At 65.1% G+C, this 24,412-nt stretch carries 18 protein-coding genes; 12 read left to right on the top strand and 6 right to left on the bottom strand.

What is annotated here, in order from left to right; all coding sequences use genetic code 11:
• Positions 1-3 precede the first annotated feature (3 nt).
• From A3CW_RS0111480 to A3CW_RS0111470, 3 genes are read right to left on the bottom strand one after another with little or no spacing between them, the layout of a single operon-like run.
• Positions 4-1,083, bottom strand: coding sequence for an aldo/keto reductase (locus A3CW_RS0111480; RefSeq protein WP_028203699.1), 1,080 nt, complete (start codon positions 1,081-1,083; stop codon positions 4-6).
• Between the two features lie 42 nt (positions 1,084-1,125).
• A complete protein-coding gene (locus A3CW_RS0111475) occupies positions 1,126-2,721 on the bottom strand; it encodes an ABC transporter substrate-binding protein (RefSeq protein WP_051481391.1) in 1,596 nt (531 codons plus the stop codon).
• 56 nt (positions 2,722-2,777) lie between these two features.
• Entirely contained in the window at positions 2,778-3,842 is a 1,065-nt protein-coding gene (locus A3CW_RS0111470; RefSeq protein WP_028203697.1) for an ABC transporter substrate-binding protein, read from the bottom strand.
• 324 nt (positions 3,843-4,166) lie between these two features.
• Here A3CW_RS0111470 and A3CW_RS0111465 point away from each other — a divergent pair, with 324 nt between their 5' ends.
• Both A3CW_RS0111465 and A3CW_RS0111460 read left to right on the top strand, forming a co-directional pair.
• Positions 4,167-5,402, top strand: a complete 1,236-nt coding sequence (locus A3CW_RS0111465; protein WP_051481390.1) for an acyl-CoA dehydrogenase family protein — start codon at positions 4,167-4,169, stop codon at positions 5,400-5,402.
• 28 nt (positions 5,403-5,430) lie between these two features.
• Positions 5,431-6,783, top strand: coding sequence for an LLM class flavin-dependent oxidoreductase (locus tag A3CW_RS0111460; protein WP_028203695.1), 1,353 nt, complete (start codon positions 5,431-5,433; stop codon positions 6,781-6,783).
• A gap of 44 nt (positions 6,784-6,827) precedes the next feature.
• Here the strand turns inward: A3CW_RS0111460 and A3CW_RS0111455 are convergent, their stop codons facing one another.
• Entirely contained in the window at positions 6,828-8,027 is a 1,200-nt protein-coding gene (locus tag A3CW_RS0111455) for an LLM class flavin-dependent oxidoreductase (RefSeq protein ID WP_028203694.1), read from the bottom strand.
• Positions 8,028-8,321: 294 nt separating this feature from the next.
• Here A3CW_RS0111455 and A3CW_RS0111450 point away from each other — a divergent pair, with 294 nt between their 5' ends.
• From A3CW_RS0111450 to A3CW_RS0111425, 6 genes are all read left to right on the top strand, one after another.
• Positions 8,322-9,923 carry an ABC transporter substrate-binding protein gene (locus tag A3CW_RS0111450; protein WP_028203693.1) on the top strand — a complete coding sequence of 534 codons (1,602 nt, stop codon included), beginning with the start codon at positions 8,322-8,324 and terminating at the stop codon, positions 9,921-9,923.
• A 43-nt stretch (positions 9,924-9,966) separates the two neighbouring features.
• Complete coding sequence (locus tag A3CW_RS0111445) at positions 9,967-10,947, top strand: ABC transporter permease (RefSeq protein WP_028203692.1); 981 nt, start codon at positions 9,967-9,969, stop codon at positions 10,945-10,947.
• A gap of 13 nt (positions 10,948-10,960) precedes the next feature.
• Entirely contained in the window at positions 10,961-11,938 is a 978-nt protein-coding gene (locus tag A3CW_RS0111440) for an ABC transporter permease (protein ID WP_028203691.1), read from the top strand.
• Positions 11,939-11,947: 9 nt separating this feature from the next.
• Positions 11,948-13,651 carry an ABC transporter ATP-binding protein gene (locus A3CW_RS0111435; RefSeq protein ID WP_028203690.1) on the top strand — a complete coding sequence of 568 codons (1,704 nt, stop codon included), beginning with the start codon at positions 11,948-11,950 and terminating at the stop codon, positions 13,649-13,651.
• Positions 13,652-13,784: 133 nt separating this feature from the next.
• On the top strand, positions 13,785-14,510 hold the full coding sequence (locus A3CW_RS0111430; protein WP_028203689.1) for a haloacid dehalogenase type II: 726 nt from the start codon (positions 13,785-13,787) through the stop codon (positions 14,508-14,510).
• A 50-nt stretch (positions 14,511-14,560) separates the two neighbouring features.
• Entirely contained in the window at positions 14,561-17,908 is a 3,348-nt protein-coding gene (locus A3CW_RS0111425) for an AAA family ATPase (RefSeq protein WP_028203688.1), read from the top strand.
• A 126-nt stretch (positions 17,909-18,034) separates the two neighbouring features.
• Here the strand turns inward: A3CW_RS0111425 and A3CW_RS0111420 are convergent, their stop codons facing one another.
• Complete coding sequence (locus tag A3CW_RS0111420; protein ID WP_028203687.1) at positions 18,035-19,174, bottom strand: porin; 1,140 nt, start codon at positions 19,172-19,174, stop codon at positions 18,035-18,037.
• Positions 19,175-19,623: 449 nt separating this feature from the next.
• On the opposite strand from A3CW_RS0111420, the gene A3CW_RS0111415 reads away from it, so the two are divergent.
• The 4 genes from A3CW_RS0111415 to A3CW_RS50865 all read left to right on the top strand — a co-directional run bounded on the left by A3CW_RS0111415 (position 19,624) and on the right by A3CW_RS50865 (position 23,019).
• A complete protein-coding gene (locus A3CW_RS0111415; protein WP_028203686.1) occupies positions 19,624-21,222 on the top strand; it encodes a tetratricopeptide repeat protein in 1,599 nt (532 codons plus the stop codon).
• Positions 21,223-21,441: 219 nt separating this feature from the next.
• Positions 21,442-21,642: a hypothetical protein gene (locus tag A3CW_RS0111405; protein ID WP_028203684.1), complete on the top strand. Its 201-nt coding sequence runs from the start codon at positions 21,442-21,444 to the stop codon at positions 21,640-21,642.
• 408 nt (positions 21,643-22,050) lie between these two features.
• Entirely contained in the window at positions 22,051-22,356 is a 306-nt protein-coding gene (locus A3CW_RS0111400) for a DUF4148 domain-containing protein (RefSeq protein WP_028203683.1), read from the top strand.
• A 195-nt stretch (positions 22,357-22,551) separates the two neighbouring features.
• Entirely contained in the window at positions 22,552-23,019 is a 468-nt protein-coding gene (locus A3CW_RS50865; RefSeq protein WP_081771618.1) for a septal ring lytic transglycosylase RlpA family protein, read from the top strand.
• Positions 23,020-23,099: 80 nt separating this feature from the next.
• Here A3CW_RS50865 and A3CW_RS45970 read toward each other — a convergent pair whose 3' ends face one another.
• Complete coding sequence (locus A3CW_RS45970; RefSeq protein WP_051481389.1) at positions 23,100-24,404, bottom strand: MFS transporter; 1,305 nt, start codon at positions 24,402-24,404, stop codon at positions 23,100-23,102.
• Between the last annotated feature and the right edge of the window lie 8 nt (positions 24,405-24,412).

Raw genomic sequence — 24,412 nt, 5'->3', positions numbered from 1 at the left:
CGATCAGCGTCCACCGCCCGGCGCACGCGGGTCTTGCGCGGCGCCGTGGCGCACGAGGCGTCCGAAGAACGGGTGACCGGGGTCGTTGAATCCCGGTGTCGAAGGATGTCCGCTTGCCACGAGCGAGTCGACAAATGCTTCGTCATCCTCATCGAGGCGATACTGCAGCGCGGGCAGATAGTCGCGCCATTGCGCTTCGGTGCGCGGCCCCGCGATCGCCGATGTGATATAGCGGCTATTGAGCACCCACGCCAGCGCGAACTGCGCGGCGGTGAGGTTGCGCGCCTGTGCATGCGCCTCCACGCGCCGCGCGAGTTCGATCGTTTCGGCGCGCCATTCGGTCTCGCTCAAGCGGCGGTCCTGCCGTCCCGCGCGCGTGTCGGCGCCGGGCTGGGCACCGGGCTCGTACTTGCCGGTCAGCACGCCGCGCGCGAGCGGGCTGTATGAGATCACGCCGAGTCCATAGTGCCAGGCGGCGCTCAACTGCTCCGCCTCGACCTGCCTGTTGGCAAGGTTGTAGAGCGGCTGGCTCGCAACGGGCCGCGGCACGCCCAGCAAATCGGCCACGCGGCTGAACTCGGCAATGCGCCAGGCGCGATGATTCGACAGCCCGTAGTGTCGCAGCTTGCCGGCCGCGATCAGATCGCCCAGCGCCCGCACGGTTTCCTCGACCGGTGTCTGGTGATCTTCGCGATGCAGATACACGAGGTCCAGATAATCGGTATTGAGCCGCGCGAGGCTCGCTTCGACCGCGCGGATCACATGCTTGCGCGACGCGCCGGCCGCGTTGATATCGCGGCTGCCGCTGCCGGGCGCGGAACCGGACGGGTTGCCGATGGGGTTGCCAAACTTCGTGGCGAGCACCCAGCGATCGCGTTGCCGGGCGATATGCCTGCCCACCACGCGCTCCGATGCGCCCTGGTGGTAGACGTCGGCGGTATCGATCGAATTCACGCCTTGCTCCTGCGCGGCGCCGATGATGCGTTCGGCCGTGGCGTCGTCGGTTGGTCCGCCGAACATCATCGTGCCAAGCGTCAGCGTGGAGATTTTCAGGCCGCTATGGCCCAGTTGCCGGTAGTCCATGTAGTATCCCTGGTTCATTCAAACAGTGCGACGTGAGCGCGCTCAGCGCGACAGCCAGACATCGGCGAAACTCGCGGCCGTGCCGTCGGGTGAATTGGAGTGGTCGTGCACGCGCTTCGAGGCCAGCGTCACCCACTGCGGCGCCACGAGATTCAGGTCCGGTAGATCGTGCTCCAGAATGCGCTGGATCTGCGCGAACTGCTGCTTGCGTTTCGTTTCATCGCTCTCGCGCGCGGCTTGCGCAAACAGGCCGTCGATTTGCGGGTTGCCGTAATGCGAGCCGTTGGTGAAGGGCACGCCGGGGCGGAAGTTGTCGGTCGTATACAAACGCGCCACACCCACCACCGGATCGAACAGATTGCTCATGCCATTCACGGTGAAGTCGAATTGCCGGTCGGTATAAACGCGTTTCAAATAGGCCGCCAGATCCTGGTTGCGGATCGTCACGGCGATGCCCACGCGGGCGAGCGCCGACTTGATGTACTCGCCCGTGCGCGCCGGCAGGTCGCCAATGGGCAGCGGGTCGAGCGTGAGCGCGAAGCGCGTGCCGTCCGCCTTGCGCGGATAACCGGCCTCGTCGAGCAGACGATTCGCGCGCGCCACGTCGAACGGGTAGGGCGCGGGCGCCGCGTCGTAGTAGGGGTTCGACGGCATCAGCGGGCTCGCGGTAGGCGTCGCGTAGCCGTAGTAGATCACCCTGCGGATGACTTCGCGATCGATCGCCGAGGCAATCGCCTGTCGCACCTTCAACGTCTTGAGCACCGGATTGTCGAGATTGAACTCGATCCGCGCCACGCCCGCCTGAAACTCGTAGCCGCGCGTGTCGATACCGAGCTTCGGATTGGCCTTGAGGCGGTCGAGGTCGGCGAGCCGCACGGGCGTATCGCCGCCGAGATCGACCGAGCTGTCCTCGAACGCCACGGCGCGCGCGGCGGGATCGGCGATGATCTTCACGATGATGCGATCCAGATACGGCTTGCCGGCGTTCCAGTAGTCGTCGTTGCGCGCATATTCGATGTAGCTGCCGCGCACCCACTTGACGAAGCGAAACGGGCCGGTGCCGATGGGCGCATTGTTGGCCGGATTGGCGAGCACGTCCTTGCCCTCGTAGAGGTGCTTCGGCAGGATCGGCGTTTCCGAAGCCGAGAACGCACGTATCAGCCATGGCGTGGGCTCGCTGAGCGTCAGCACGACCGTATAGGGGTCCGGCGTGGCGATCGCGGCGACGTTCGCGAAGGTGGTGCGCGCTCGCGGATGCACCCGGCGCAAGGTTTCGATCGACCATGCAACGTCGGCCGAAGTCAACGGCGCACCGTCGTGCCATTTCACGCCGTGCCGCAGATGAAACACGTAGCGGCGGCCGCCATCCTCGATCTCCCATGCGGTGGCGAGCAGCGGCTTGGGCTTCAGATCAAAGTCGTAGTCGAGCAAACCTTCAATCACTTTCGGGCTGACCTTGAGGACATTCACGGCCGTCGTGGCGACATCCACGAGCGCCGTCGGTTCCGGCGTCACCACGAAATTGAGCGTGCCGCCGCGCGTTTGGGCGTGCGCGGCAACGTGTGCGGCCACGCTCGCCATGACGAGGAGCATCAGAACGGCACGGCGTGGCGCCGTGCGCAGGAGGAGAGCAATCATCGGTTCGGCAACAGGCGATTGGAGAAAATGCGCGCTGGCAGGCAGCGCCCCTTGGATTAACCTGCGAGCACGCCGGCGCGCTGCGCGCGCCGCGCCAGCGCCGCCTCGAGCGGCGCCGGATCGACCCAGTGTGCGAAGTCGAAATCCGCCGCGATAAAGCCGTGCTCGAAGAGAAAGCGCTTGAAGTGCGCGAGCGCGTCGAGTGCCCCGGCATCGAGTCCGATCGCGAGTTGCCTGTGCAGGCCGGCGCCATACGCGCGTGTGACCCAGTGCTCGGCGCTGCGCACTTCGCGGGCGACATAGCGCGTGATTTCGCCGGGATGCGCGCCGGCCCACGCGGCCACGTCGAGCGTGCGCGCGAGCACGCGTTCGACGAGGTCGGGACGCTCGCGCAGGAGTTGCGCATCGACCGTGAGCGGGCGCGGCGTACCGTTGTTCGCGTGCGCCCGCCGGTCGGGATGCGCGCTGATGTCGACCAGCACGCACGCGCCGAGCACGTTGGCGATGTCGAGGCCCGTCGCGCCCTTGACGAACACCACGTCGGCTTCGCCGCGCAGCAGGGCCGCGGCCTCGCGCGAGAATTCGTGGGCGCGCTGTGCATCGAGCCACTCGGCGAGCGCTGCGGATTCGTCGGGCTTTGCGTGGGCGAGGCCACGGGGTTCGTGCGGCAGATCCACGCTCTCGACGTCGGCTGGCGAAACGCCGATGGCCTCAAGCAGCGTATGCAAGCCACGCAGCGCGGTGGCGCGGTGAAAATCGACCACTTCGCCGGCGGTATTGATCGGCAATCCGAATCGACGCCCCGCGAGCGAGGCGCGCGTGGGCGTGAGGTGCGGGTCGAGCGTGATGAGCGCCTGAAACTCATCGACCCAGCTCACGCCGATGAGCCGCGTGTCGCTGCCTTGCGCCCGCGCCCATAGCGCCGGAATGTTGCCGCCCTGACGAAACGACCACGGCTGCGTATGCGTGAAATGCGAGCGGCGGATGGCCGGGTCGTCGGCGTCCTGCAATGCCTTGACTTCGATGCCGTCGGCGGCGAATTCCTCCTGCAGCAATCCTTGCTGCGCGGCGATGCCAAATGGCGTCGGCGCAGGGCAACGGGTGTACCAGAGCAGCGTCATGAAGATTCCTCGGTCGCGAACAGGCGCATCGCGCAGAACCTCTGCGCGGGCGGCATGGAGCAATCGATTATCGGCAAGCGCCTGCGGCCAGGTCAAAGAACGAATCGTGAAATAGGTCCGCGCGCGGAGGTGATTTGCTTTGGCCGCAACCTCGTGCTGCCCGACTGCATGGACTGCGGGCCAATGCAGACAGGCGAATAACAAAATGCGAATTCGGTGGTTAGTCGCGCGCAATGTGCTCCCTATACTTTTCCTTCTGGCAAAACGCCTTGTGGCCGCCCGGGAATCCAATCCATTCGCGGGCCTGACAAAAAGGAAAACTCCATGTCTGCTCTTCCCACTCAACTTCCAGTGCGCGCTCGCGCGGCCAGTTTGTCGTTGCAGGAGGCGCTCGCCGACTTGCCCGCGCTTGCGAATGAAATCGGCAACGACGCGGCTGCGCGCGAAGGGCGCCGCGAATTGCCTTTCGAGGGCTTCGACGCGTTCCGGCGCTCAGGGCTGGGACGCCTCAGGCTGCCGGTGGAGTGGGGCGGCCTGGGCGGCTCGCTCGTGGACGAATTCGATGTGATCGCGACGCTGGCCGCGGCCGACAGCAATCTCGCGCACGCGCTGCGGATTCATTACGACCAGACCGAAGCGCTGCTGCTGTCGGCTCGCACGCCGTTCAACGATTTGCAGATCCAGCGCGTGATCGACGGCGCCATTTTCGGGGGCGCCTCGACCGAGCTGGGTACGTCGCGTCCGGGCGAATACACCACGGCGCTCAGGCGCGACGGCGAGCATTACCGGCTCGACGGCCGCAAATACTATTCGACCGGCACGGCCTTTTCCGACTACGCACGCCTGAGCGTGCTGAACGACGAGGGCCAGCCCGTGGTGGCGATCGTGCCGGTGCGGCGCGAAGGGCTCACGGTGCTCGACGACTGGGACGGCATGGGCCAGCGCATGACGGCGAGCGGCAGTCTCGTGTTCGAGAATCTGCTGGTGCGCGCGGACGAGATCACCGAACGCGGCCTTGCCACGCTCGCCGGCCGTCATGGCGGCGCGCTGCGGCAGCTCCACCTCGTGGCGGTGGCCGCGGGCATCGTTCGCAACGTGGTCGCGGATGCCAGGCGTTACGTGCTGGAGCACGGTCGCCCCGTACTGCACAGCACGGCGCCCTCCGCGCGCGAGGACGCCTTCATTCAGCAGGTCGTCGGCACGCTCTCCGCGCACAGTCATGCGATCGACGCGCTGGTGCGCGAGAACGCCCGCACGCTCGATCGATCGGCGCAGGCGATCCGCGCGGGTGCGCGGGACGCAGATCAGCTCGTGCTGGAAGGCGCGCTGGCGACGGCGCGCACGCAACTCGTGGTGAGCAAGCTGGCGCTCGAAGCCGGCGAGCGCCTGTTCGAAGCCGGCGGCGCGTCGGCCACTTCGCGTGCGCACAATTTCGACCGGCACTGGCGCAACCTGCGCACGATCTTCAGTCACAACCCGCTGCTGCACAAAGCGCGTGTGGTGGGCGACTATGCCTTGAACGGCGTGACGACGCACCTCACCGAAGGCCGCGTATTTTGAAACCCATGATCCAGGGAGAGTCCAGAAAATGAGCCGAACTACGTCGCGCCGCCTGCATTTGAACGTCAATATCCTGCATTCGGGCTTCGTGCCATCGGCGTGGCGTCTTGCCGATGCCGATCCGCGCGCGTTCGTGGACGTCGCGCACTATGTGCGGGTTGCGCAACTGGCCGAACGCGCGAAGTTCGACGCGGTCTTTCTCGCCGACAACGCGGCGATCATCGACCAGATCGACTTCCGTCCGATCACGGCGCTCGAGCCCACGGTGCTGCTGGCCAGCATTGCGGCGGCGACCACGCATATCGGCGTGATCGGCACGGCTTCGACGAGCTACAACGAGCCCTACAACATCGCGCGCCGCTTCGCCACGCTCGATCATGTCAGTCGCGGCCGTGCGGGCTGGAATGTCGTGACGACAGCCGATTTGCCGTCGGCGCGCAACTTCGGCCACGACACGGTGCCCGATCACGCGCAGCGCTATGCGCGGGCTGCGGAGTTCACGGAACTCGTCAAGGCCCTCTGGGACAGCTGGGACGACGACGCCTTCATCGGCGACAAGGCGAACGGCCGTTTCATCGACGCGACGAAGGTGCGGCCGGTCGCGCATGAAGGACGCTTTTTCAGGGTGCAGGGGCCGCTGAATCTTCCCCGTGCGCCACAAGGTCATCCTGTGCTCGTGCAGGCGGGCGGATCGGGGGATGGCCGCGATCTCGCGGCGCGACACGCCGAGGCCGTGTTTTCCGCTTCGCAATCGTTCGAGGAATCGGTGGCGTACCGGCGCGACCTCAATGCGCGCGCTTCGGCATACGGGCGCACGCAGGGCGTGCAGGTGCTCGCGGGCCTCACGACCATTATCGGCGCGACCGAGGCCGAGGCGCTGCGGCGGCGCGACGAACTCGTCGAGCAGATTCCGTGGCGCTACAGCCTCACGCGCCTGGCCGGCACGCTGGGCCTGTCGCCCGATCAGCTCGACCTCGATGCGCGCCTGCCGGAGGACCTCGCGCTACCCAACGGCGGCAACGGCAATCACACGTTCTTTCAGGCCACGATCGCCGAGGCGCGGCGAGGCGGCCATACGGTGCGCGAGTTGATCCGCGCGCTCGCGGGAGGCGGCGGGCATCGCGTGATCGTCGGTACACCTGAGCAGATCGCCGACGATATCGAGCACTGGTTCGAGGGCGAGGCCGCCGACGGCTTCAACCTCATGCCCGACGCGCTGCCGGACGGGCTGGAGGCGTTCGTGAACGGCGTGGTGCCGATCCTGCAACGGCGTGGGCTCTTTCGAACCGAATACGAAGGCAACACCTTGCGCTCGCATCTCGGGCTCGAACGGCCGGGCGTGCGTGGGGAGGCGATTGGCGCGGAACTCCAACGCGCCTGACGCGGGGCTTGCGCGGCGCGCTTCGGGCGCCGCGCGTACACGATTCAGCGGCGCAAGCCAGCCTCGTGCAACAGTGGCAGCACGCGTTCGCCGAAGAAATCGAGGTCGGGCTGAAAATCGTAGAAGCTCAGTTGCACGCCGTCGATGCCTGCCGCGTGAAGCTTGATGATCTTGTCGGCCACCTCGTCGGGCGAGCCTACGATCGTGATGTTGCCGCCCACCGCGCGTGAGGCCGCCTTCGCGCGATCCTCGAGACCGCCGCGCCATGCGTGCGCGTCGCTGTCGAAGCGGTGAAAGCTTCCTTCGTCGGCGTGCGCGACGATGGCGTCGTGATACGCGCGCGCCTCGGCAGACGTCTCGCGGCAGATCACCATCGGATTGATCAGCGTGCGCACCTCGCGCCCATACGCGCGCGCCGCGGCCTTCACGCGCGCGGTGTGTGCGGGCAGCGCTTCCAGCGCGCGATCGATCTGCGGTCCCGCCGGGCTCGTGATGAACACCACGTCGGAGTAGCGCGCGCCGAAGTCGATCCCCGCATCGGAGCCCGTCGCGTTGATGAGCAGCGGGCGTCCATAGCGCGGCTTGGGCGTGACGTACGCGCCTTGCAGGCGCCAGTCCGAGAGTTCCGGCTCGAAACTGAAGTTGTCCGGTTGCGCCCACAACTGCTGCACGGCGTCGAGAAATTCGCCGGCCATCTCATAGCGCCGGTCGTGCTCGATGCGGTTCCAGCCGAACATCTCGTGTTCGACGGCGCGGTGCCCCGTGACCACGTTGATGCCCCAGCGTCCGCGCGAGATGTGGTCGAGCGTGGCCGTGAACTTCGCGAAGTGCAGCGGGTGCCAGGGCCCATAGAGCACATGGGTCGTGGCGGCCAGGATGATGCGCTCGGTGCGTGCGGTCAGCGCCGCCAGCGTCATGAACGAGTCGAGCGCATGGCCGTCGAACACGCCGCCATAGCCGCCTTTCGGCAGCCATTGCGACAGGGCGAAAACGAGATCGAATCCGAGCGCTTCGCACTTCTGTACGAGCGCGGCGTTGTAGTCGAACGACCAGTCCGTGCCGCGCGGCAGCGTCGATGCGCTCCATCCGCCAGCCTGGATCGGCAGGAACAGTCCCAGCATGAGCGGCTGCGCGAAGGCACGCGCCACCGGGCTATCGGAGAAGGCGGCCGGGGAGGCTACGGACACAAAGGGCGTCGATGCAACAGAAGATGCACGCGGCGCGGCCACGGAAATTTCGCTCAAGACAGACACCCTGGAGGTTCGTTGCGGCGCCGGGCGCCGTGCAGGTCGATCCATCGATTAAACACGCGCCGCACGCGAATAACAAAGAAGCTTTTCTGCTTTCCAATTGCGTTGTCGTGCTGCTGCGTTTGCAGTTCGGCGCGCCACGTCATATGGATAGCAGCATCGCTTGGTTAGCGCGCGAGGAGGCCGTTGCTACGATTGCAGCACTGTCGCCACGGCGCGATTTTCCCGGCTCTCGCAGATCGCAACGTTTAGCCTCGCTTAGCCTCATTGATATCGGAACGCATCAGCATGTCACGTTTGACTCGTCGAGAATTTCTTGTTGCGACCGGCGCGGCCGCCGCCGCAGCGGGGTTGCCAGCGCTCGCCCGCGCTCAGGGCGCCATTACGCGCCAACGCGGTGGCACATTGAACGTGCTGATCAATCCCGAGCCGCCCGTGCTGGTATCGATCTTCCAGACCACGGGACCGGCGCTCGCCGCAAGCTCGAAGGTACTGGAAGGATTGCTTGCCTATGACTTCGACCTGCGAGCGCAACCGCAGCTGGCTACCGCCTGGACTGTGAGCCCCGACGGTCTGCGCTACACGTTCAAGCTGCGGCAGAACGTGCGCTGGCACGATGGTCAGCCGTTCACTTCCGCGGACGTGGCGTTCTCGGTCGATTTGCTCAAGGCGATTCACCCGCGCGGACGCAGTACCTTTGCGAACGTGACGAAGGTGCAGACGCCCGACGCGAGCACGGCCATCATCGAATTGTCGAAGCCCGCGCCATTTCTGCTCAAGGCGCTTTCAGCCGGCGAGTCGCCGATCGTGCCGAAGCACCTGTACGCCACGGGCGATCCGCTTACGAACCCGCACAACAACGCGCCGATTGGCACCGGGCCGTTTCGCTTCAAGTCGTGGACGCGCGGCGCGAGCATCGTCTACGAGCGCAATCCCGACTACTGGGATGCGGGCAAGCCGTATATCGATGCGCTCGTCTACAAGGTCATTCCCGATCCGGCCGCGCGCTCGGCGGCGTTTGAAACCGGCGCGCTCGATCTGGGCGGCGAGAATCCCGTGCCGCTCACCGACTTGCCGCGCCTCACGCAACTGCCGCAGCTCGTGACCGAAACGCGCGGCTACCGCTTCCTCGAGCCTTTGGCCGAGATCGATTTCAATCTCGATCATCCGGTGCTCAAGGACCCGCGCGTGCGCCAGGCCATCGCGCATGCGATCAATGCGCAGGTCGTGCAAAAGACCGTGGCCTACGGTTATGCGGACGTCTCGCCCACGCCCATCACGCCCGCTTCGCCGTATCACGATGCGCAGATCACACCCTACGCGTTCGACCCGCATGCGGCCGAGGCGCTGCTCGATGCGGCAGGCAAGCCGCGCGGCGCGGATGGCGTGCGCTTCAGGCTGACGCACGATTACCTGCCGTATGGCGACATGTACCAGCGCCAGGCCGGCTACGTGAAATCGGCGCTCGCGCGCGTGGGTATCGACGTCACGGTGCGCTCGCAGGATCTGCCGTCATTTCTCAAGCGTGTCTACGCCGACCGCCAGTTCGATTTCACGAGCATCGGTGTCAACACGCTGTTCGATCCGGCCGTGGGCGTGCAGCGCCTTTACTGGTCGAAGAATATCCGCCCCGGCGTGCCGTTCTCGAATGCGCCGCATTACAGCAGCGCGGAAGCGGACCGTCTGCTCGAAGCGGCGTCGGTCGAAATCGACGAAAGCCGCCGCGTGAGCCTCTACAAGCAGTTCCAGCAGACCGTGTACCGCGATCTGCCGATCCTCAATCTCGTCGCGCCGCGCATGGTCACGCTCGCCAACCGGCGCGTGCACGATCACACGGTGAGCGCGCAGGGTCTGGAAGGCAACTTCGCCGATGTCTGGCTGAGCGCCTGACTGCGCGCCTGCCGCGCATCGCAACCCTCGACGGAGCCCAACGATGAGCCGAAGCGCCCGCTGGCAAACGATCCTGCGCCGCACCGCCTGGCAGGCGCTGCCCACGGTGCTGGGCATCGTGATCCTCAACTTCTTCCTGCTCAAGCTGATGCCGGGCGACGCCGCCGACGTGATCGCCGGCGAAGCCGGCTCCGCGACGACGGAAACGATGACGATGCTGCGCGCGAAGTTCGGGCTCGACCAGCCCTTGCTCGTGCAGCTCGGGACGTATCTGAAGCATCTCGCGCATTTCAGCCTTGGCTATTCGCCACGCTACGACATGCCCGTGATGCAGCTGATTCTTTCGCGGTTGCCCAACACCTTGCTGCTGATGGGCGTGGCGCTTTCGCTCGCGCTCATCGCCGGCGTGGTGCTCGGCGCCGTGATGGCGCATTGGGCCGGCAAGTGGCCCGATCGCGTGCTGTCGGTGTTCGCGCTGCTGTTCTATTCGACGCCTGGGTTCTGGATCGGCCTGCTCGCCATCATTCTGTTCGCGGTCCGGCTAGGGTGGCTGCCGAGCGGCGGCAACGTCACGATCGGGGCGGACCTGCACGGCTTCGCATACCTCGCCGATGTCGCGAGGCACGTGTTGCTGCCCGCGGCGACGCTCGCCAGCTTTTTCGTCGCGATCTACGCGCGCATTACGCGTGCCGCGATGATCGAAGTGCAGCGCCAGGACTTCGTGCGCACGGCGCACGCGAAAGGTCTGCATCCGTGGCGCGTAACGTTGCGGCACGTGCTGCGTAACGCGCTGATGCCGCTCACCACGCTCGTGGGGCTGCATTTCGGCACGCTGCTTGGCGGCGCGGCGGTGACCGAGACCGTGTTCAGCTGGCCTGGGCTGGGCCGCCTGGCACTCGATGCGGTGCTGGCGCGCGACTTCAGCGTGCTGCTGGGTGTGCTCCTGCTGTCGTCGCTGCTCGTCATCGTCGCGAACGTCGTGGTCGATCTGCTGCAGGCGTGGCTCGATCCGCGCGTTGGCTAACGGAGGAACCTCAATGAGTTTCGAATCGCCGGATCTGCCGGTTGACGCACGACGCGCAGCCGCGCGCCAGGGTTCGCCGTGGCGGCGTCAGTTGGCGTTCGCGCTGCCTGGCCGCCGCGGTGTCGATCGCGAAAGCGCACCCACACGCCGCGCCGGACACGCTTTCTGGCGCGCGCTGCTGCGCAATCCTTCGGCCTGCGCAGGCCTGGCGCTGCTCGCGGCATTCGTTGTGCTCGCCGTGCTCGCGCCGCGGCTCTATCCGGGCGACCCGCTCGACATGGTGGGCGGGCCGTTCGAATGGCCGGGCAGCGACCCGCAATTCTGGCTTGGCACCGATTCGCTCGGGCGCGATGTGGCGGCCGGCATCGCACATGGTGCGCGCGTTTCGCTGCTGATCGGCGCGGCCTCGGCAGGTATCGGACTCGTGATCGGCACACTGGTGGGCGCCATCGGCGGCTATTTCGGAGGCCTGATCGACGACGCGCTGGTGCGTCTCACCGAACTGTTCCAGACCGTGCCGTCCTTCCTGCTGGTGATCGTGCTCGTGGCGATCGGGCGGCCCAATGTGGTGGTGATCGCGCTCGCCATTGGCATTGCCTCGTGGCCCACGGTCGCGCGGATCGTGCGCGCGGAATTCCGCACGCTGCGGCGTTCGGACTTCGTGCTCGCGGCGCGCAGCCAGGGGTTCAGCAACACCCGAATCATGTTTGGCGAAATCCTGCCCAATGCGCTGCCGCCCGTGATCGTCACGGCTTCGGTGATGGTGGCGAGCGCGATCCTGATCGAATCGTCGCTGTCGTTCCTCGGCATGGGCGACCCCAATGTCATGAGCTGGGGCGCGATGATCGGCGCGGGACGCGATTCGCTGCGCACGGCGTGGTATCTCACGGCGATTCCCGGCGCGGCCATCGTGCTCGCGGTGCTCGCCCTCAATCTGCTCGGCGACGGCCTGACCGAGGCCCTCAATCCGCGCCAGCGGCAACGACCGTAAAGGTGTCCCGTGAGCCAATTGCTTGAAGTGCGCGATCTGCGCGTGAGTTTTGGGGCGCACGAAGCGGTGCGCGGGGTGAGCTTCGACATCGCGGCGGGCGAGACGCTCGCGCTGGTGGGCGAGTCGGGCAGCGGCAAATCCGCCACGGCGCTTTCGCTCATGCAGCTCGTTCCCGAGCCCGGGCGCGTCACGGGCAGCGTGCGCTTCGAAGGGCGCGAGCTGTTGGGCTTGCCGCCCAGGTCGGTGCGCGAGCTGCGCGGCAAACAGATCTCGATGATCTTTCAGGAGCCGATGACCTCGCTGAATCCCGTGCTCAGCGTCGGCGCGCAGATCGTGGAAACGCTGCGCCAGCACGAAGCGCTGTCGCGCCGGGCCGCTCGCGCGCGCGCCGTCGAACTGCTCGATCTCGTGCGCATTGCCGAGCCGCAGCGCCGCTTCGACGACTACCCGCACGAGCTGTCGGGCGGCCAGCGACAGCGCGTGATGATCGCGATGGCCGTGGCGTGCCGCCCGCGTCTGCTGATCGCCGACGAACCCACCACCGCGCTCGACGTGACGATCCAGGCGCGCATCCTCGAACTGCTCGACACGCTGCGCCGGGAGCTGTCGATGTCGCTCCTGCTGATCACGCACGACCTGGGCGTCGTGGCCGATCATGCGGACCGCGTGGCGGTGATGCTGGCCGGGCACAAGGTCGAAGAAGCGCCGACGGCGGATCTCTTTGCGCATCCGCGCCACGCCTATACGCGAGGGCTCCTGGGCGCTTCGCTCAATCTCGCCGATGATCTGCACTACCGCTCGTGGACCTTGCCGGAAATCCGCCACACGGCATCGGCCGATCGGGCCAGCGAGGAGGCGGCCTTCGTGGTAGTGCCGCGCAAGGCGCCCGAGCGTACGGCGTCGGAGCTTAAGACGACGGACACCGCGCCGTTGCTCGCCGTGCGCGACCTGCGCGTGGCGTACCCGCAGCGCCATGGCGCACCGGCGCTCCACGCCGTCGACGGCGTCTCGTTCAATATCGGCCGGGGCGAGTCGGTCGGGCTCGTGGGCGAGTCGGGCTGCGGCAAGTCCACGCTTTCGCGCGCGATCATGCGCCTCGTGCCGGTTGCGGGCGGCTCGATTGCGCTTGACGGCACGGAACTCGTCCCGCTCCGCGAGCGCGCGTTACGTCCTTTGCGGCGCAAGGTACAGATGGTCTTTCAGGATCCCTATGCATCGCTGAACCCGCGCCGCACGGTGGGCGATATTCTCGAAACCGTGCTGGCCGTGAATGGGGTTGGCGACGCGGCGGCGCGCCGTGTACGTGTGCGCTCGGCGCTCGAACGTGTGGGTCTCCCCGCGGCGGCGCTCGCGCGCTTTCCGCATGAATTCTCGGGCGGGCAGCGGCAGCGCATCGGCATTGCGCGCGCGCTCGTGCTCGAACCCGCGTTGTTGATCTGCGATGAGCCGGTATCGGCGCTGGACGTCTCGATCCAGGCGCAGATCCTCAATCTGCTCGTCGAACTCAAACGCGAACTGGGGCTTTCCATGCTCTTCATCTCGCACGATCTTTCGGTCGTGCGCTACATCGCCGACCGAGTACACGTGATGCAACAGGGCAAGATCGTCGAGAGCGGCGACCATCAGGACATCTGGCGCGCGCCGCGCCACCCTTATACGCGTGCGCTGCTCGCCGCGATTCCAGGGCGCGAACTGGAGGCCGAAGCGGCCTGAAGCGCGCAGGGGAGAGGCGCAGCAGTCAGCGTGAATCCGGTTTGAATGCTTCAATGTGCATTGCGCCGCCTTTGCCGGTTGGCCGAGGCGGTTCGCCGTGCCGTGCTCCGATCCACTCCCAATTCTGGCCCCTATGACGAACCCTACCGAAATCAAGGCTCTTGTATTCGACGTCTTCGGCACCGTCGTGGACTGGCGAAGCGGCGTCGCGACGGAAGCCGCCGCTTTTCTGCAGCGCCACGCGCCGAACCTCGATGCTTTCGAGTTCGCCGACGCCTGGCGGCGCGAGTATTCGCCTTCCATGGAGGAAATCCGCAGCGGACGCCGGCCCTACGTGCGCCTCGACGTGCTGCATCGCGAGAATCTCGTAAAGGTGCTGGCGCATCACGGTATTGCCGGCGTGACTCACGCCGAGATCGACGAACTCAACCTGGCCTGGCATCGTCTCGATCCGTGGCCGGACGCGGTCGAGGCGCTGAATCGCCTGAAACGTCGCTTCATCATCGCCCCCTTGTCGAACGGCAACATCCGGCTCATGGTGGATGTGGCCCGGCGCGCCGGTCTGCCATGGGACGCCATTCTCGGCGCCGAAGTGGTGCGCGCGTACAAACCCTCGCCGCAGGTGTACAGCGAGACGGCGGACATTCTGGGTCTCGCGCCCGCCGAACTGTGCCTTGTCGCGGCGCATAACGGCGACCTGGCCGCGGCGCGCCGGCTCGGCCTTTCGACCGCTTTCGTCGTGCGGCCGACCGAGCACGGTCCCGCTCAGAAAACCGACCTGAAAGCGGAGCAGGCGTGGGATTTCGTGGTGGACGACTTAAACGAGCTTGCGAGTCAGCTTGATGCCTCGATAGATTGAGCTTTTAATGGTAATTGCCATGGAGGGCGTCTCTCGAGATCAGGGGCCATATGCGCTGCACAAACTGTGGCTTCGAATGCCGCGACGGCGCGAGATTTTGCGAGCAATGTGGCGCCATCGTCGCTCATACGCCGTCGCTTCGGCCCCCTGCCGATTACACGCCTTCGCACCTGGCCGAGCAGGTCCACGCCGCGCAGGCGGCGCTCGAAGCCCGCGGCAAGGCCGTCAGCGAACGTAAGACCATTACCGCGTTGTTTGCGGACATGGCCGGCTCGACGGCACTCATATACGGTCTGGATCCGGAAGAGGCGCATCGGCTGATCGCCCCCGTCCTCGAGTTGATGATGGAGGCCGTTCACCATTACGAGGGCTTCGTAGCGAAATTGCTCGGCGACGGCATTCTGGCCTTGTTCGGCGCGCCGATCGCGCACGAGGATCATCCGCAGCGCTCGCTCTACGCGGCGCTCAGAATGCAGCAGGCGATGCGTCGTCATAGCGACCGCATTCGCCTCGAGCGCGGCATTCCCTTGCAGATCCGGGTGGGTGTCCACACCGGAGAGGTTCTCATGCGCTCCATCCACAAGAACGACTTGCAAGCGGACTATGACCCGGTCGGCAACACGATCCACATCGCCTCGCGCATGGAGGCCATTGCTACCCCGGCATCGATACTGGTGAGCCAGTCCACCTACAGGCTGACCGAGGGGTATTTCGAGTTCAAGGCCTTGGGGCAGACACAGGTCAAAGGCGTGGTCGAACCGCTTGCCGTCTACGAGGTGCAGGGGCCGGGCGTGCTACGCACACGTCTTCAAGTGGCCGAGCGGCGCGGGTTGGCCCGGTTCGTCGGACGCGAGCCTGAACTCGAATCGCTGCGCAGGGCGCTCGATGCGACGCGAACCGGGCAATGCAGCATCGTCGGCGTAGTCGGCGATGCGGGCGTGGGGAAATCGAGGCTTTTTCACGAGTTCAAACGCTCGGCGTTAAAAGGGTGCCTCGTGGTGGAGACATTCTCGGTCTCGCACGGCAAGTCGTTCGCGTATTTGCCACTCGTCGAATTGCTGAAGAACTACTTTCAGATCACATCGGAAGACGACGAACGGCGATGCCGTGAAAAGGTGACGGGCCGGGTGCTTTCCCTCGACCGCAATCTCGAGGACGGTGTGCCGTATTTGCTTCATCTGCTTGCGATCGGCGATCCCGGTCCGGCTCTCGCGCAAATGGATTCGCAAATCCGGCGCGACCGAACGTTCGAGGCGATCACGCAGCTCTTCGTGCGCGAAAGCGCGAACGAACCCGTGGTCCTGGTGTTCGAGGATTTGCAGTGGCTCGACAGCGAGACGCAAGCCTTCCTTGCTTACCTCGTTGAGCGCGTATCGAGTGCGCACCTTCTGTTGCTGCTGAACTATCGCCCGGAGTATCAGCATGACTGGGGCGATCGCGCCGGGTATGCGCAACGGGTGCTGGAGCCGCTGGATCGTGCCGATGCGCAGGGGCTCATAAGCGCGCTCGTCGGCGACGACCGGACGCTCGTTGGCGTCAAGCAGCATGTGCTCGACAAGACGGAAGGCAATCCGTTTTTTATTGAAGAAGTGGTGCAGACATTGGCCGAGGAACGCGTGCTCGTGGGGGCGCCTGGCCACTACCGCATGGAAGTGGCGCCGGCTGCGCTACATATTCCGACCACGGTGCAGGGCGTGCTCGCGTCGCGTATCGATCGGCTGCTCGCCGTAGACAAAGATTTATTGCAGACGCTCGCCGTGATTGGGAAGACGTTCCCGGAAAATCTTGTCCAGTGTGTCGTCGACCTGCCCGACGACGAACTGCACGCGAGCTTGTCACGTCTGGAAGCGGGGGAGTTCATTTACGAGCAGCCCGCTTTTCCGGCTGTGGAATATGGCTTCAAACATGCGCTGACGCAGGAAGTGGCGGGCAACTCGATGCTTGCCGAGCGTCGCCGGCTGCTGCACGAACGCATCGGTCAGGCAATAGAGGCGCTTTTCGATGGACGCATCAAGGACTACTGGAACGAACTCGCGCATCACTACAGCCTCAGCGGCAACGTACCGAAAGCGGTCGAGTATTTGCATCGCGCCGGTCAACAGGCGTGGCAGCGCTCGGCAAACTCCGAGGCGCTTCGCCAGCTCGGCATGGCGCTCGATCTGCTCTCAGGGCTGCCTGAAACGCCCGAACGCGCCGATCGGGAGCTCGCATTGCGGCTCGCCATTGGGCCAGCCTTGATGGCCGCGAGAGGATGGGCCTCGCGCGACGTGGAGGCGACGTATTCGCGCGCGCTGGAGCTGTGCAGGCTGGCTGGGCAAACACCGCATCTGTTCCGCGCTCAAACCGGGCTGCGGATGTTTTATCAGTTGAGCGCCGAATATAAAACGGCCAAAGAAATCGCCGAGCGGCTGCTCGAACTGGCAGAGCGCGCTGAGAATCCCACGCAAGTCATGGAAGCGCACTATCTGCTCGGCATGAGCTTGTTCAGGCTCGGTGAGCTTCCATCCGCACATGCCTACCTGGCCGGCTTGGCGAAGTCTTCTATGCTGCAGGACACCGGGCACCTCGATGAGGAAATCTTTGCGCACGGGCGGGATCCGCGAAGCGTGGGCGAAGGCAGCCTGGGCCTCGTTCTTTGGCATATGGGCTACCCGGACGGGGCGTTAAGGCATGCAGAACAAGCGCTCACTCGCGCCCGCTCGTTACACGATCTGGTCAGTCTCGGACAAACGCTCATTTTCAAGGCCGAGCTTCATCAATTACGTCGCGAGGCCACGCAAACTGATGCCTGCGCCGAGGCTGCCATCGCCCTTGCGACGGAGCAAGGCTTTCCGATGATTCTCGCGTGGGCGACCATGCTCCACGGCTGGGCGCTATCGGAGGCAGGGAAAAAAGAAGAGGGGATTGCGCAAGTGCGCCGGGGCCTCACCGACTATGAAGCGACAGGCGCTCGCCTTGGCCGCTCGTACTTTCTGGCGTTGTTGTCTGAAACCTATGCAAGGGCGGGTTTGCGCGACGCCGGGCAACATGCGCTGTCCGAGGCACTCTCGGCTTGCGAAACGTCGGACGAACGGTATCACGAGCCCGAGCTGTACCGCCTGAAAGGCGAGTTGTCGCTGCTTTCAGCGGGTCTTGCCACCGGCGCAGCCGCGCAGCGCGATGCAGCGCAGGCGAGTTTCAACGAAGCCATGGCAACGGCTCGCGGCCGGGGTGCCAGATCGCTCGAACTTCGTGCGGCGTTGAGCCTGGCTGCGCTTCTCAAGGAAGAAGGAAGCATGCATGCAGCCCGGCAGATACTCGCTCCTGTGTATGACTCGTTCACGGAAGGTTTCGGAACGGCAGACTTGCAAGAAGCCAGGGAATTGCTTGACGCGCTCGCGACGAACCTGAATCGATAATCGCCTGTGTTTGCGCGTCAGCGTGGCGTATCGGGAAAGCACATGGGCGGGCAGGCGCCGAAACGTCTGCCCGCCCATGCTTAGTCCGCCGCTTGCGCGGCGCTCACGTTGCGAGCGATCGTCGCGTTAGAAGCGATGGCGAATGCCCACGGTCGCTACGGCTTGCGAGTTCGAATCCGACGCGGAAACACCCATGATGTCCGCGTGAATCTTGCCCTCGCCATCCACGACACGCTGATACGCGGCTTCGGCGTACAGGTCGGTACGCTTCGAAAGCGCGTAGTCGCCCTGCAGCGTGAACTGATGGAACTTCGGATTCACGCCTTCCAGGCTCGCGTCCGTGTACGTATAAGCGCCCGACACGGTGAACGCCGGCGTGAACGCATAGCGGCCATTGAGTTCATAGTTGCTGAAGCGCGCGCTGTTGCCGCCGAGCGACGTCGTCGAGCTCGAGCCCGAGTTCGACGAGTTGATGGCCGTGAGATTGCTCAGCTGCGTCTGCGTGAACACGAAGCCCACGTTGGCTGCGCCGAAGGCGTAGTTCAGGCCGGCGCCGTAGGTGCGCTGACGCGAAGCGGAGAAGGTGGCGTCGTCGCTGACCGCGCCGCTGCTGTTGATGGTCGAACCCGAGTTGTTCAGCTGAAGATAGCCCGCACCTGCCTTGAGGCCGCCGAACGAGTACGTGGCGCCGACGCTGTATGCGCGGTTGTTCGCGAAGCCTCCGGCGGCGTTCGAGAAGCCGTACAGTGCATTGAACTTGAGGCCGCCGTAGTTCACGCTCTGGTACTTGAGCGAATTGCTCACGCGGAACGAGTTGTTGAGGTTGTCGTTGTCGTACGGGTGCGCGGCGAGCGTGCCGCCGTACTGCGTGCCGTTCAGCGACAGTCCGCCCAGGTTGTCGACCACGCTGTCGTACTGGCGACCCAGCGTGACCGCGCCGGCCTGGTCGCTCGAAAGACCGATAAACGCCTGGCGGCCAAACATGCGGCTGCCTTGCTTCGCCGCGCCGGTCGAGATGCTGAAGCCGTTCTCGAGCACGAAGATCGTCTTGAGGCCGCCGCCGAGGTCTTCGCTACCGCGCAGGCCCCAACGGTTGCCGTTGAGTGCGCCGCTCGACTGTTGCACGTTCGAGCTGCCCGACTGGTTGCTCGTGTACAGGACGCCCGCGTCAATCAAGCCGTAAAGCGTAACCGAGCTTTGCGCGTGTGCGGCGCTGGCGAAAGAAGCTGCGGCGACTGCGAGAGCGGATAGGGTGTTCTTTTTCATCGTGACTCCATTGCTTTGTTTATCGCTCGAATGCGAGCGAGCGGAGCATAACGCGATATCCAGAATGATTTTCAGAAATTGTGGCATGCCTGCCACGATTATTGGCTAACATTTCCTTACCTGTTCCAGACTATTACATCCGCAGCTTGAACGATCGAAATATCCAGTAAAACAAGGGACTTTCCTCACGCCGATGCGCTACTGGAAACGCGCCATTTACCGTATTTTGATCGTAATTTCGGGAAACATTTTGCGATCCATATTCCTGATTATTACCGTGAATGAATAACGCGAAGAAATACACGTTGTTCCACGTTTCAAATCGACTGCGCGGTTCCCTGGCAAGATTCCCGGCGACGGGGTGCGACGAAACTGAGCAGGCGCGGCTGAGGTAAAATGCCGCCTTGAGCCCTCATCCATGCATTCGGGCGCGAGCGCCCCGCGTACCCATGACTGACACCATCGTCGCGCTGCTCGCCCAGGCGAAGCAGCATTTCACCGCCGGCCGCATCGACGCCGCGGAGCACGACCTGCAATCGATCCTGCAAGCGCATCCCGATCACGCGGGCGCACTGGAAGCGATGTCCTTCGTCTACGCCGCGCGCGAGGATTACGCGGGCGCCGCCGAGTTCGCCTGGCGCGCAGCACAGCCGGCCGCAACGCTTCCGGAGCAGTTGCAGCAGGCCGCGCGCATTTGCCAGCTCGCGCAGCGTCACACCCAAGCCGTCGCGCTCTACGAACGCCTGCTGGCGCTCGCGCCCGATCAGGCCGGAGCGCTGCACGGCGCGGCCATGTCGCTTATCCAGCTGGAGGAGACCGAGGCCGCGCTCGCGTATCTCGCGCGCCTCGCGCGTCGCTATCCGCACGCCGCGGAAGTGCACTACAACCGCGGCACGCTGCTCGGCGAGCTGGGCCGCTACGACGAGGAACTCGACGCGTATCGGCGGGCGATCGAACTCAAGCCGAATTTCGTCGCCGCGTACGTGAACCTGGGCGTCGCGTTGCGCGATCTGCATCGCTTCGACGACGCGCTGCGCCAGTTCAAGAAGGCATTGTCGATCGACACGAACGACGCCGGTGCGCGCACGAATCGCGCGCAGACCAATCTGCTGCTCGGTGAATTCGAGCACGGCTGGCGCGAATACGAATGGCGCTGGCGCGACGGCACGATGACGCACGATTTCCCCGACGCGACGCAATGGAAGGGCCAGCCGCTTGCGGGCAAGACCGTGCTCGTGCACGCAGAACAAGGTCTCGGCGACACCTTGCAGTTCGTGCGCTTCGTCGACCGCCTGCACGCGAAAGGCGCGAACGTGATCGTGCGCGTGCAGGACGCGCTGCTGCCGTTGCTGCAGAACGTAGCGGGCGCGGCGAGCGTAGTCGGCGACTCGTCGGCGCTGCCCGGATTCGACTACCACGTGCCGATGTTGAGCCTGCCGCACGCACTCGTGCTGCGCGAAGCGGATTTCGCGACTTCGGGCGCGTATCTCAGCGCCGACGCCGACGCCGCGGCGCGCGCGTCGTGGTCCGACGTGACCGGCGCCGAAACGAATGACGATCGACGGCTGCGCGTCGGCCTGGTCTGGTCGGGCAGCACGACGCACGTAAACGATCGCAATCGCTCGATACCGCTTGCGGACCTCCAGCCGCTTTTCGACGCCGATGTGCGCTTCGTGTCGCTGCAAAAAGAGCTGCGCGAGCGCGACCGCGCGTGCATGGACGAACTCGTGCAGCGTGGCCGGCTGATCGACGCCGGCGCGCGCCTGACGACGTTTTCGGCGACGGCGTCGCTCGTCGCGCAACTCGATCTGGTAATCGCCGTCGATACGGCGGTCGCGCATCTGGCGGGCGCGCTCGGCAAGCCCGTGTGGATTGCACTGCCGTTCACACCGGACTGGCGCTGGCAACTGAATCGCGACGACAGCCCGTGGTACGCGGATGCGCGTCTGTTCCGCCAAACGCGCCGCGGCGAGTGGGCCGACGTGGTGAGCGCATTGCGCACGGCGCTCGATGCGCGGATCGCCGCGCGCCAGGCCGCTCACGAATGACCGTACCTGGCCGACTGCCGCGCGACGCGGCCGGCCTGTTGGCGATTGCCCAACATCGCCTGGCCAGGTGATGGGCGCGCCCAGACTCGCATCATCGCGATGCACGTCGGGAAGGGCGCTGCGCGGAGCGCTCCCGGTTGGCATGACATCTGCATGACGTCCTGCAGGCGGCTTGCCGCTTGACTATTCCTGCAATCGTCCTGCTCCAGGAGACCCATCATGACCACGCTCACCATCCGCGACCTTCAAGAGTCGGTAGAACTCGATCACCGGGAGATGGCCAGGTTCCAGGGCGGCCGGATCAAAATCATCGGCCAGCACCCCGGCTCGCTGCTCACGTCCGCCGATGGCGACCCGGTTGGCGTATATGTCGACGGCGTGCTGGAAAACTCCGTCGGCGACGGCTACTACCACGGCTGAGCGTCCAACGACACATGAGGCGTGCAAGCGCTGCGCTGTAACCGGGGAGGCTGACGTGGACCCAACCTGGCTGGGTATGGCTGCCGGCACGATCGTACTCGCGATCGCGGTGGCTGGCGTGACGGCGCACTACCTCCGTGAGCGTCGCCGCGCCGATTTTCTGCGCAATTTCGATCACCATGCATGGTGGCAACGGACCCACGGTGCAGCCTGCGCTTCGGGTGGATTCGACACAGGCCGCTGGGCAGTGCAAACAAAAACGTGGCGGACACAACGAACGGGGAATCAGGCCTCCGTCAAGTAATGGAGGCCAGCGGGGGCGCGGGAAAATTTGCGAGAGTGTATTGAACCTGCGCATCAGTTCAAGCTTGTCGCACCCTACGTGGTAATCGTTAGAGGAACCTCATCATGAAATTCTTTGGTCAAACCTTCGTTATCCTTACCATCCTGGCTGCTCCGGCTGTCTCGTTCGCACAATCGAACAGCGCCGTGACGCCTGAACAGGTCCGCGCCGAGCTTATCCAGCTCGAACAGGCGGGCTACCGCCCAGGTGACGGCGACAACACCAACTATCCAGCCGATATCCAGGCTGCCGAAGCACGCGTGGCCGCGCAGAACGGCGCGAGCAGTTACGGCGGGATGGCGGGCGGTGCGTCGGCGTCGGGTGCGCCTGCCGCCGGTGACAGCATGAAGCCGGTTTACTTCGGCCAGTAAGCCATTGCGTTGGCGAGGCCCTTCCTCCGTAGCGAGGGGGGCTTTTTCGGGGGCTTGCCACGAAAAGAGGGTCGGACTTGCGAGCCCATTGCATGAAACCTGAAAAGTTGCCAGGATTTTAAATCGGCCGGGCACGCGGTATGCTCGGCACCTTTGAGAACCTTGAGCCATCGCTCACTGACTGACATGTGGTCCATGACGCCATCACTGCGCTATTTGAGCGTTTTCGCAATCTGTGCGTTATTCACAGCTTGCGGGCAAATGGCGTCCCGGCAAGCGGCGTGCCGGGGTGAATCCTGTCATATGCGGCACGAGGTGGTGCAATCCGGCGAGGCATCCTGGTATGCGGAGAAGTTCCAGGGGCGTGAGACCGCAAACGGAGAGCGCTTCAATACCGGCGCATTCACTGCTGCCCATCGAACCTTGCCGCTCGGCAGCTATGTGCGCGTCCGATCGGTCGCAACCGGAAAGTCGGTCGTGGTGCGCATCAACGATCGCGGCCCCTACGTGAAAGGCCGGATCATCGATCTCTCTTATGCCGCGGCGAAGGCGCTGGGGTTGACCGACGCACGGTCGATGCAAGTGCAGATCGAGCGTGTAGCGAACACGTCGAACGCACAGACGGGGTCGGACGGCGACGGAATCCTGGCGACAGGAAGGTGACGCGAGGGGGGCCGCGTCACGGCACGCGCCAGTCGCCACCTCCTCGACTTCCCCCCTTCAACCTGGAAAAGCCCGCTGCCTCATCCGGTGGTTTGAGCGGCGTTTGCGCTGCCCCGCCTGAAATGACCCGGCTTCAGCGCCACAACGGCCACGAGACTGAGCGCGACGCCGATCATCACATAGAGCACCGGCGCCAACGGTGAACCCGTGAGCACGATGAGCCAGGTCACGAACGTCTGCGCAAAGCCGCCGAAGATCAGGACGACGACGTTATTGACCACCGCGAGCGAGGTCGCGCGCGTGCGCTTGGGGAACATCTCGGCAAGCGTCGTGCAATAGACGCCGAGGAAGGTCGCGCTCAACACGCCGATCACGATCTGCGCGACGAGGAGCCGCGAGACGGACGGCGCTGCCACGATCCACGCATAGAGCGGATAGATCGCCACCAGGTAGGCCCCCAGCGAGCCGACCAGCAGCGTCTTGCGGTCATAGCGGTCGGAGAGCGCGCCCGCGATCGGCGTGACGATCAGCATGACGATGGCCGCGATCATTTGCACCATGAAGCTTTCCGAAACGGGCAGCTTGAGCACCTGCTTCGCATAGGTGACGGTGTAGCCGAACGTGACGTAGAACGTGACGGTGCTCGCCACCACCATGCCCATCCCGATCAGATAGTCGGACAGTCCGCGCCTGGCCGCGGCCGCCTCCGTCGCGCGGGCGTGGGGCGTTGCGTGGATGCGCGCATAGGTTTCACTTGCGTGGCGGCGCAGATAGATGGTCAGCGGCGCGATGAGCAGGCCCACCGCGAACGGGATGCGCCAGGCGCCCGCGAGTTGTTGCCCGGGCGTGAACACCTGCGTGACCACCATACCGAGCGCGGCGCCCAGCATCGTCGACATGAGTTGTCCGCTCATCTGCCACGAGCCGTAGAAGCCGGTGCGATTCGGCGGCGCCAGTTCGATCAGGAACGCGGTCGACGTGCCGAATTCGCCGCCTATCGAAAACCCTTGCAGCAGCCGGGCCGCGAGCATCAGGAGCGGCGCGGCGAGACCGGCCGTTGCATACGTCGGCGCGAAGGTCATGATCGCGGCGGCCAGCGCCATGATGCCCATGCCGAGCGTCATGGCCGCCTTGCGGCCATACGTGTCCCCGTAGAGACCGAGCAGCACGCCGCCCACGGGCCGCATGAAAAAACCCGCACCGAACAGGGCCGTGGTCAGCAGGATCGCGTTCAGATCGCCGCCCGCCGCGCCGTGCGAGGCCGGAAAGAATAGCTTGCTGATGATCGGCGTCATCGCGGCGAAGATGGTGAAGTCGAACCACTCCATCGCATTGGCCAGCACGGCGGCCACGATGACAGGCTTGATGCCAGGTTGAGTGCCCATCGGCTATC

The organism is Paraburkholderia nodosa DSM 21604 (assembly GCF_000519185.1).
GTDB classification, from domain to species: Bacteria; Pseudomonadota; Gammaproteobacteria; order Burkholderiales; family Burkholderiaceae; genus Paraburkholderia; species Paraburkholderia nodosa.
This window is presented reverse-complemented; position numbering and strand designations above follow the sequence as displayed.

Excerpts from the sequence above, each read along its gene's own strand:
- A3CW_RS0111480 (WP_028203699.1), bottom strand. The coding sequence starts at position 1,083 with ATGGACTACCGGCAACTGGGCCATAGCGGCCTGAAAATCTCCACGCTG.
- A3CW_RS0111475 (WP_051481391.1), bottom strand. The coding sequence starts at position 2,721 with ATGATTGCTCTCCTCCTGCGCACGGCGCCACGCCGTGCCGTTCTGATG.
- A3CW_RS0111470 (WP_028203697.1), bottom strand. The coding sequence starts at position 3,842 with ATGACGCTGCTCTGGTACACCCGTTGCCCTGCGCCGACGCCATTTGGC.
- A3CW_RS0111465 (WP_051481390.1), top strand. The coding sequence starts at position 4,167 with ATGTCTGCTCTTCCCACTCAACTTCCAGTGCGCGCTCGCGCGGCCAGT.
- A3CW_RS0111460 (WP_028203695.1), top strand. The coding sequence starts at position 5,431 with ATGAGCCGAACTACGTCGCGCCGCCTGCATTTGAACGTCAATATCCTG.
- A3CW_RS0111450 (WP_028203693.1), top strand. The coding sequence starts at position 8,322 with ATGTCACGTTTGACTCGTCGAGAATTTCTTGTTGCGACCGGCGCGGCC.
- A3CW_RS0111445 (WP_028203692.1), top strand. The coding sequence starts at position 9,967 with ATGAGCCGAAGCGCCCGCTGGCAAACGATCCTGCGCCGCACCGCCTGG.
- A3CW_RS0111440 (WP_028203691.1), top strand. The coding sequence starts at position 10,961 with ATGAGTTTCGAATCGCCGGATCTGCCGGTTGACGCACGACGCGCAGCC.
- A3CW_RS0111430 (WP_028203689.1), top strand. The coding sequence starts at position 13,785 with ATGACGAACCCTACCGAAATCAAGGCTCTTGTATTCGACGTCTTCGGC.
- A3CW_RS0111425 (WP_028203688.1), top strand. The coding sequence starts at position 14,561 with ATGCGCTGCACAAACTGTGGCTTCGAATGCCGCGACGGCGCGAGATTT.
- A3CW_RS0111420 (WP_028203687.1), bottom strand. The coding sequence starts at position 19,174 with ATGAAAAAGAACACCCTATCCGCTCTCGCAGTCGCCGCAGCTTCTTTC.
- A3CW_RS0111415 (WP_028203686.1), top strand. The coding sequence starts at position 19,624 with ATGACTGACACCATCGTCGCGCTGCTCGCCCAGGCGAAGCAGCATTTC.
- A3CW_RS0111405 (WP_028203684.1), top strand. The coding sequence starts at position 21,442 with ATGACCACGCTCACCATCCGCGACCTTCAAGAGTCGGTAGAACTCGAT.
- A3CW_RS0111400 (WP_028203683.1), top strand. The coding sequence starts at position 22,051 with ATGAAATTCTTTGGTCAAACCTTCGTTATCCTTACCATCCTGGCTGCT.
- A3CW_RS50865 (WP_081771618.1), top strand. The coding sequence starts at position 22,552 with ATGACGCCATCACTGCGCTATTTGAGCGTTTTCGCAATCTGTGCGTTA.
- A3CW_RS45970 (WP_051481389.1), bottom strand. The coding sequence starts at position 24,404 with ATGGGCACTCAACCTGGCATCAAGCCTGTCATCGTGGCCGCCGTGCTG.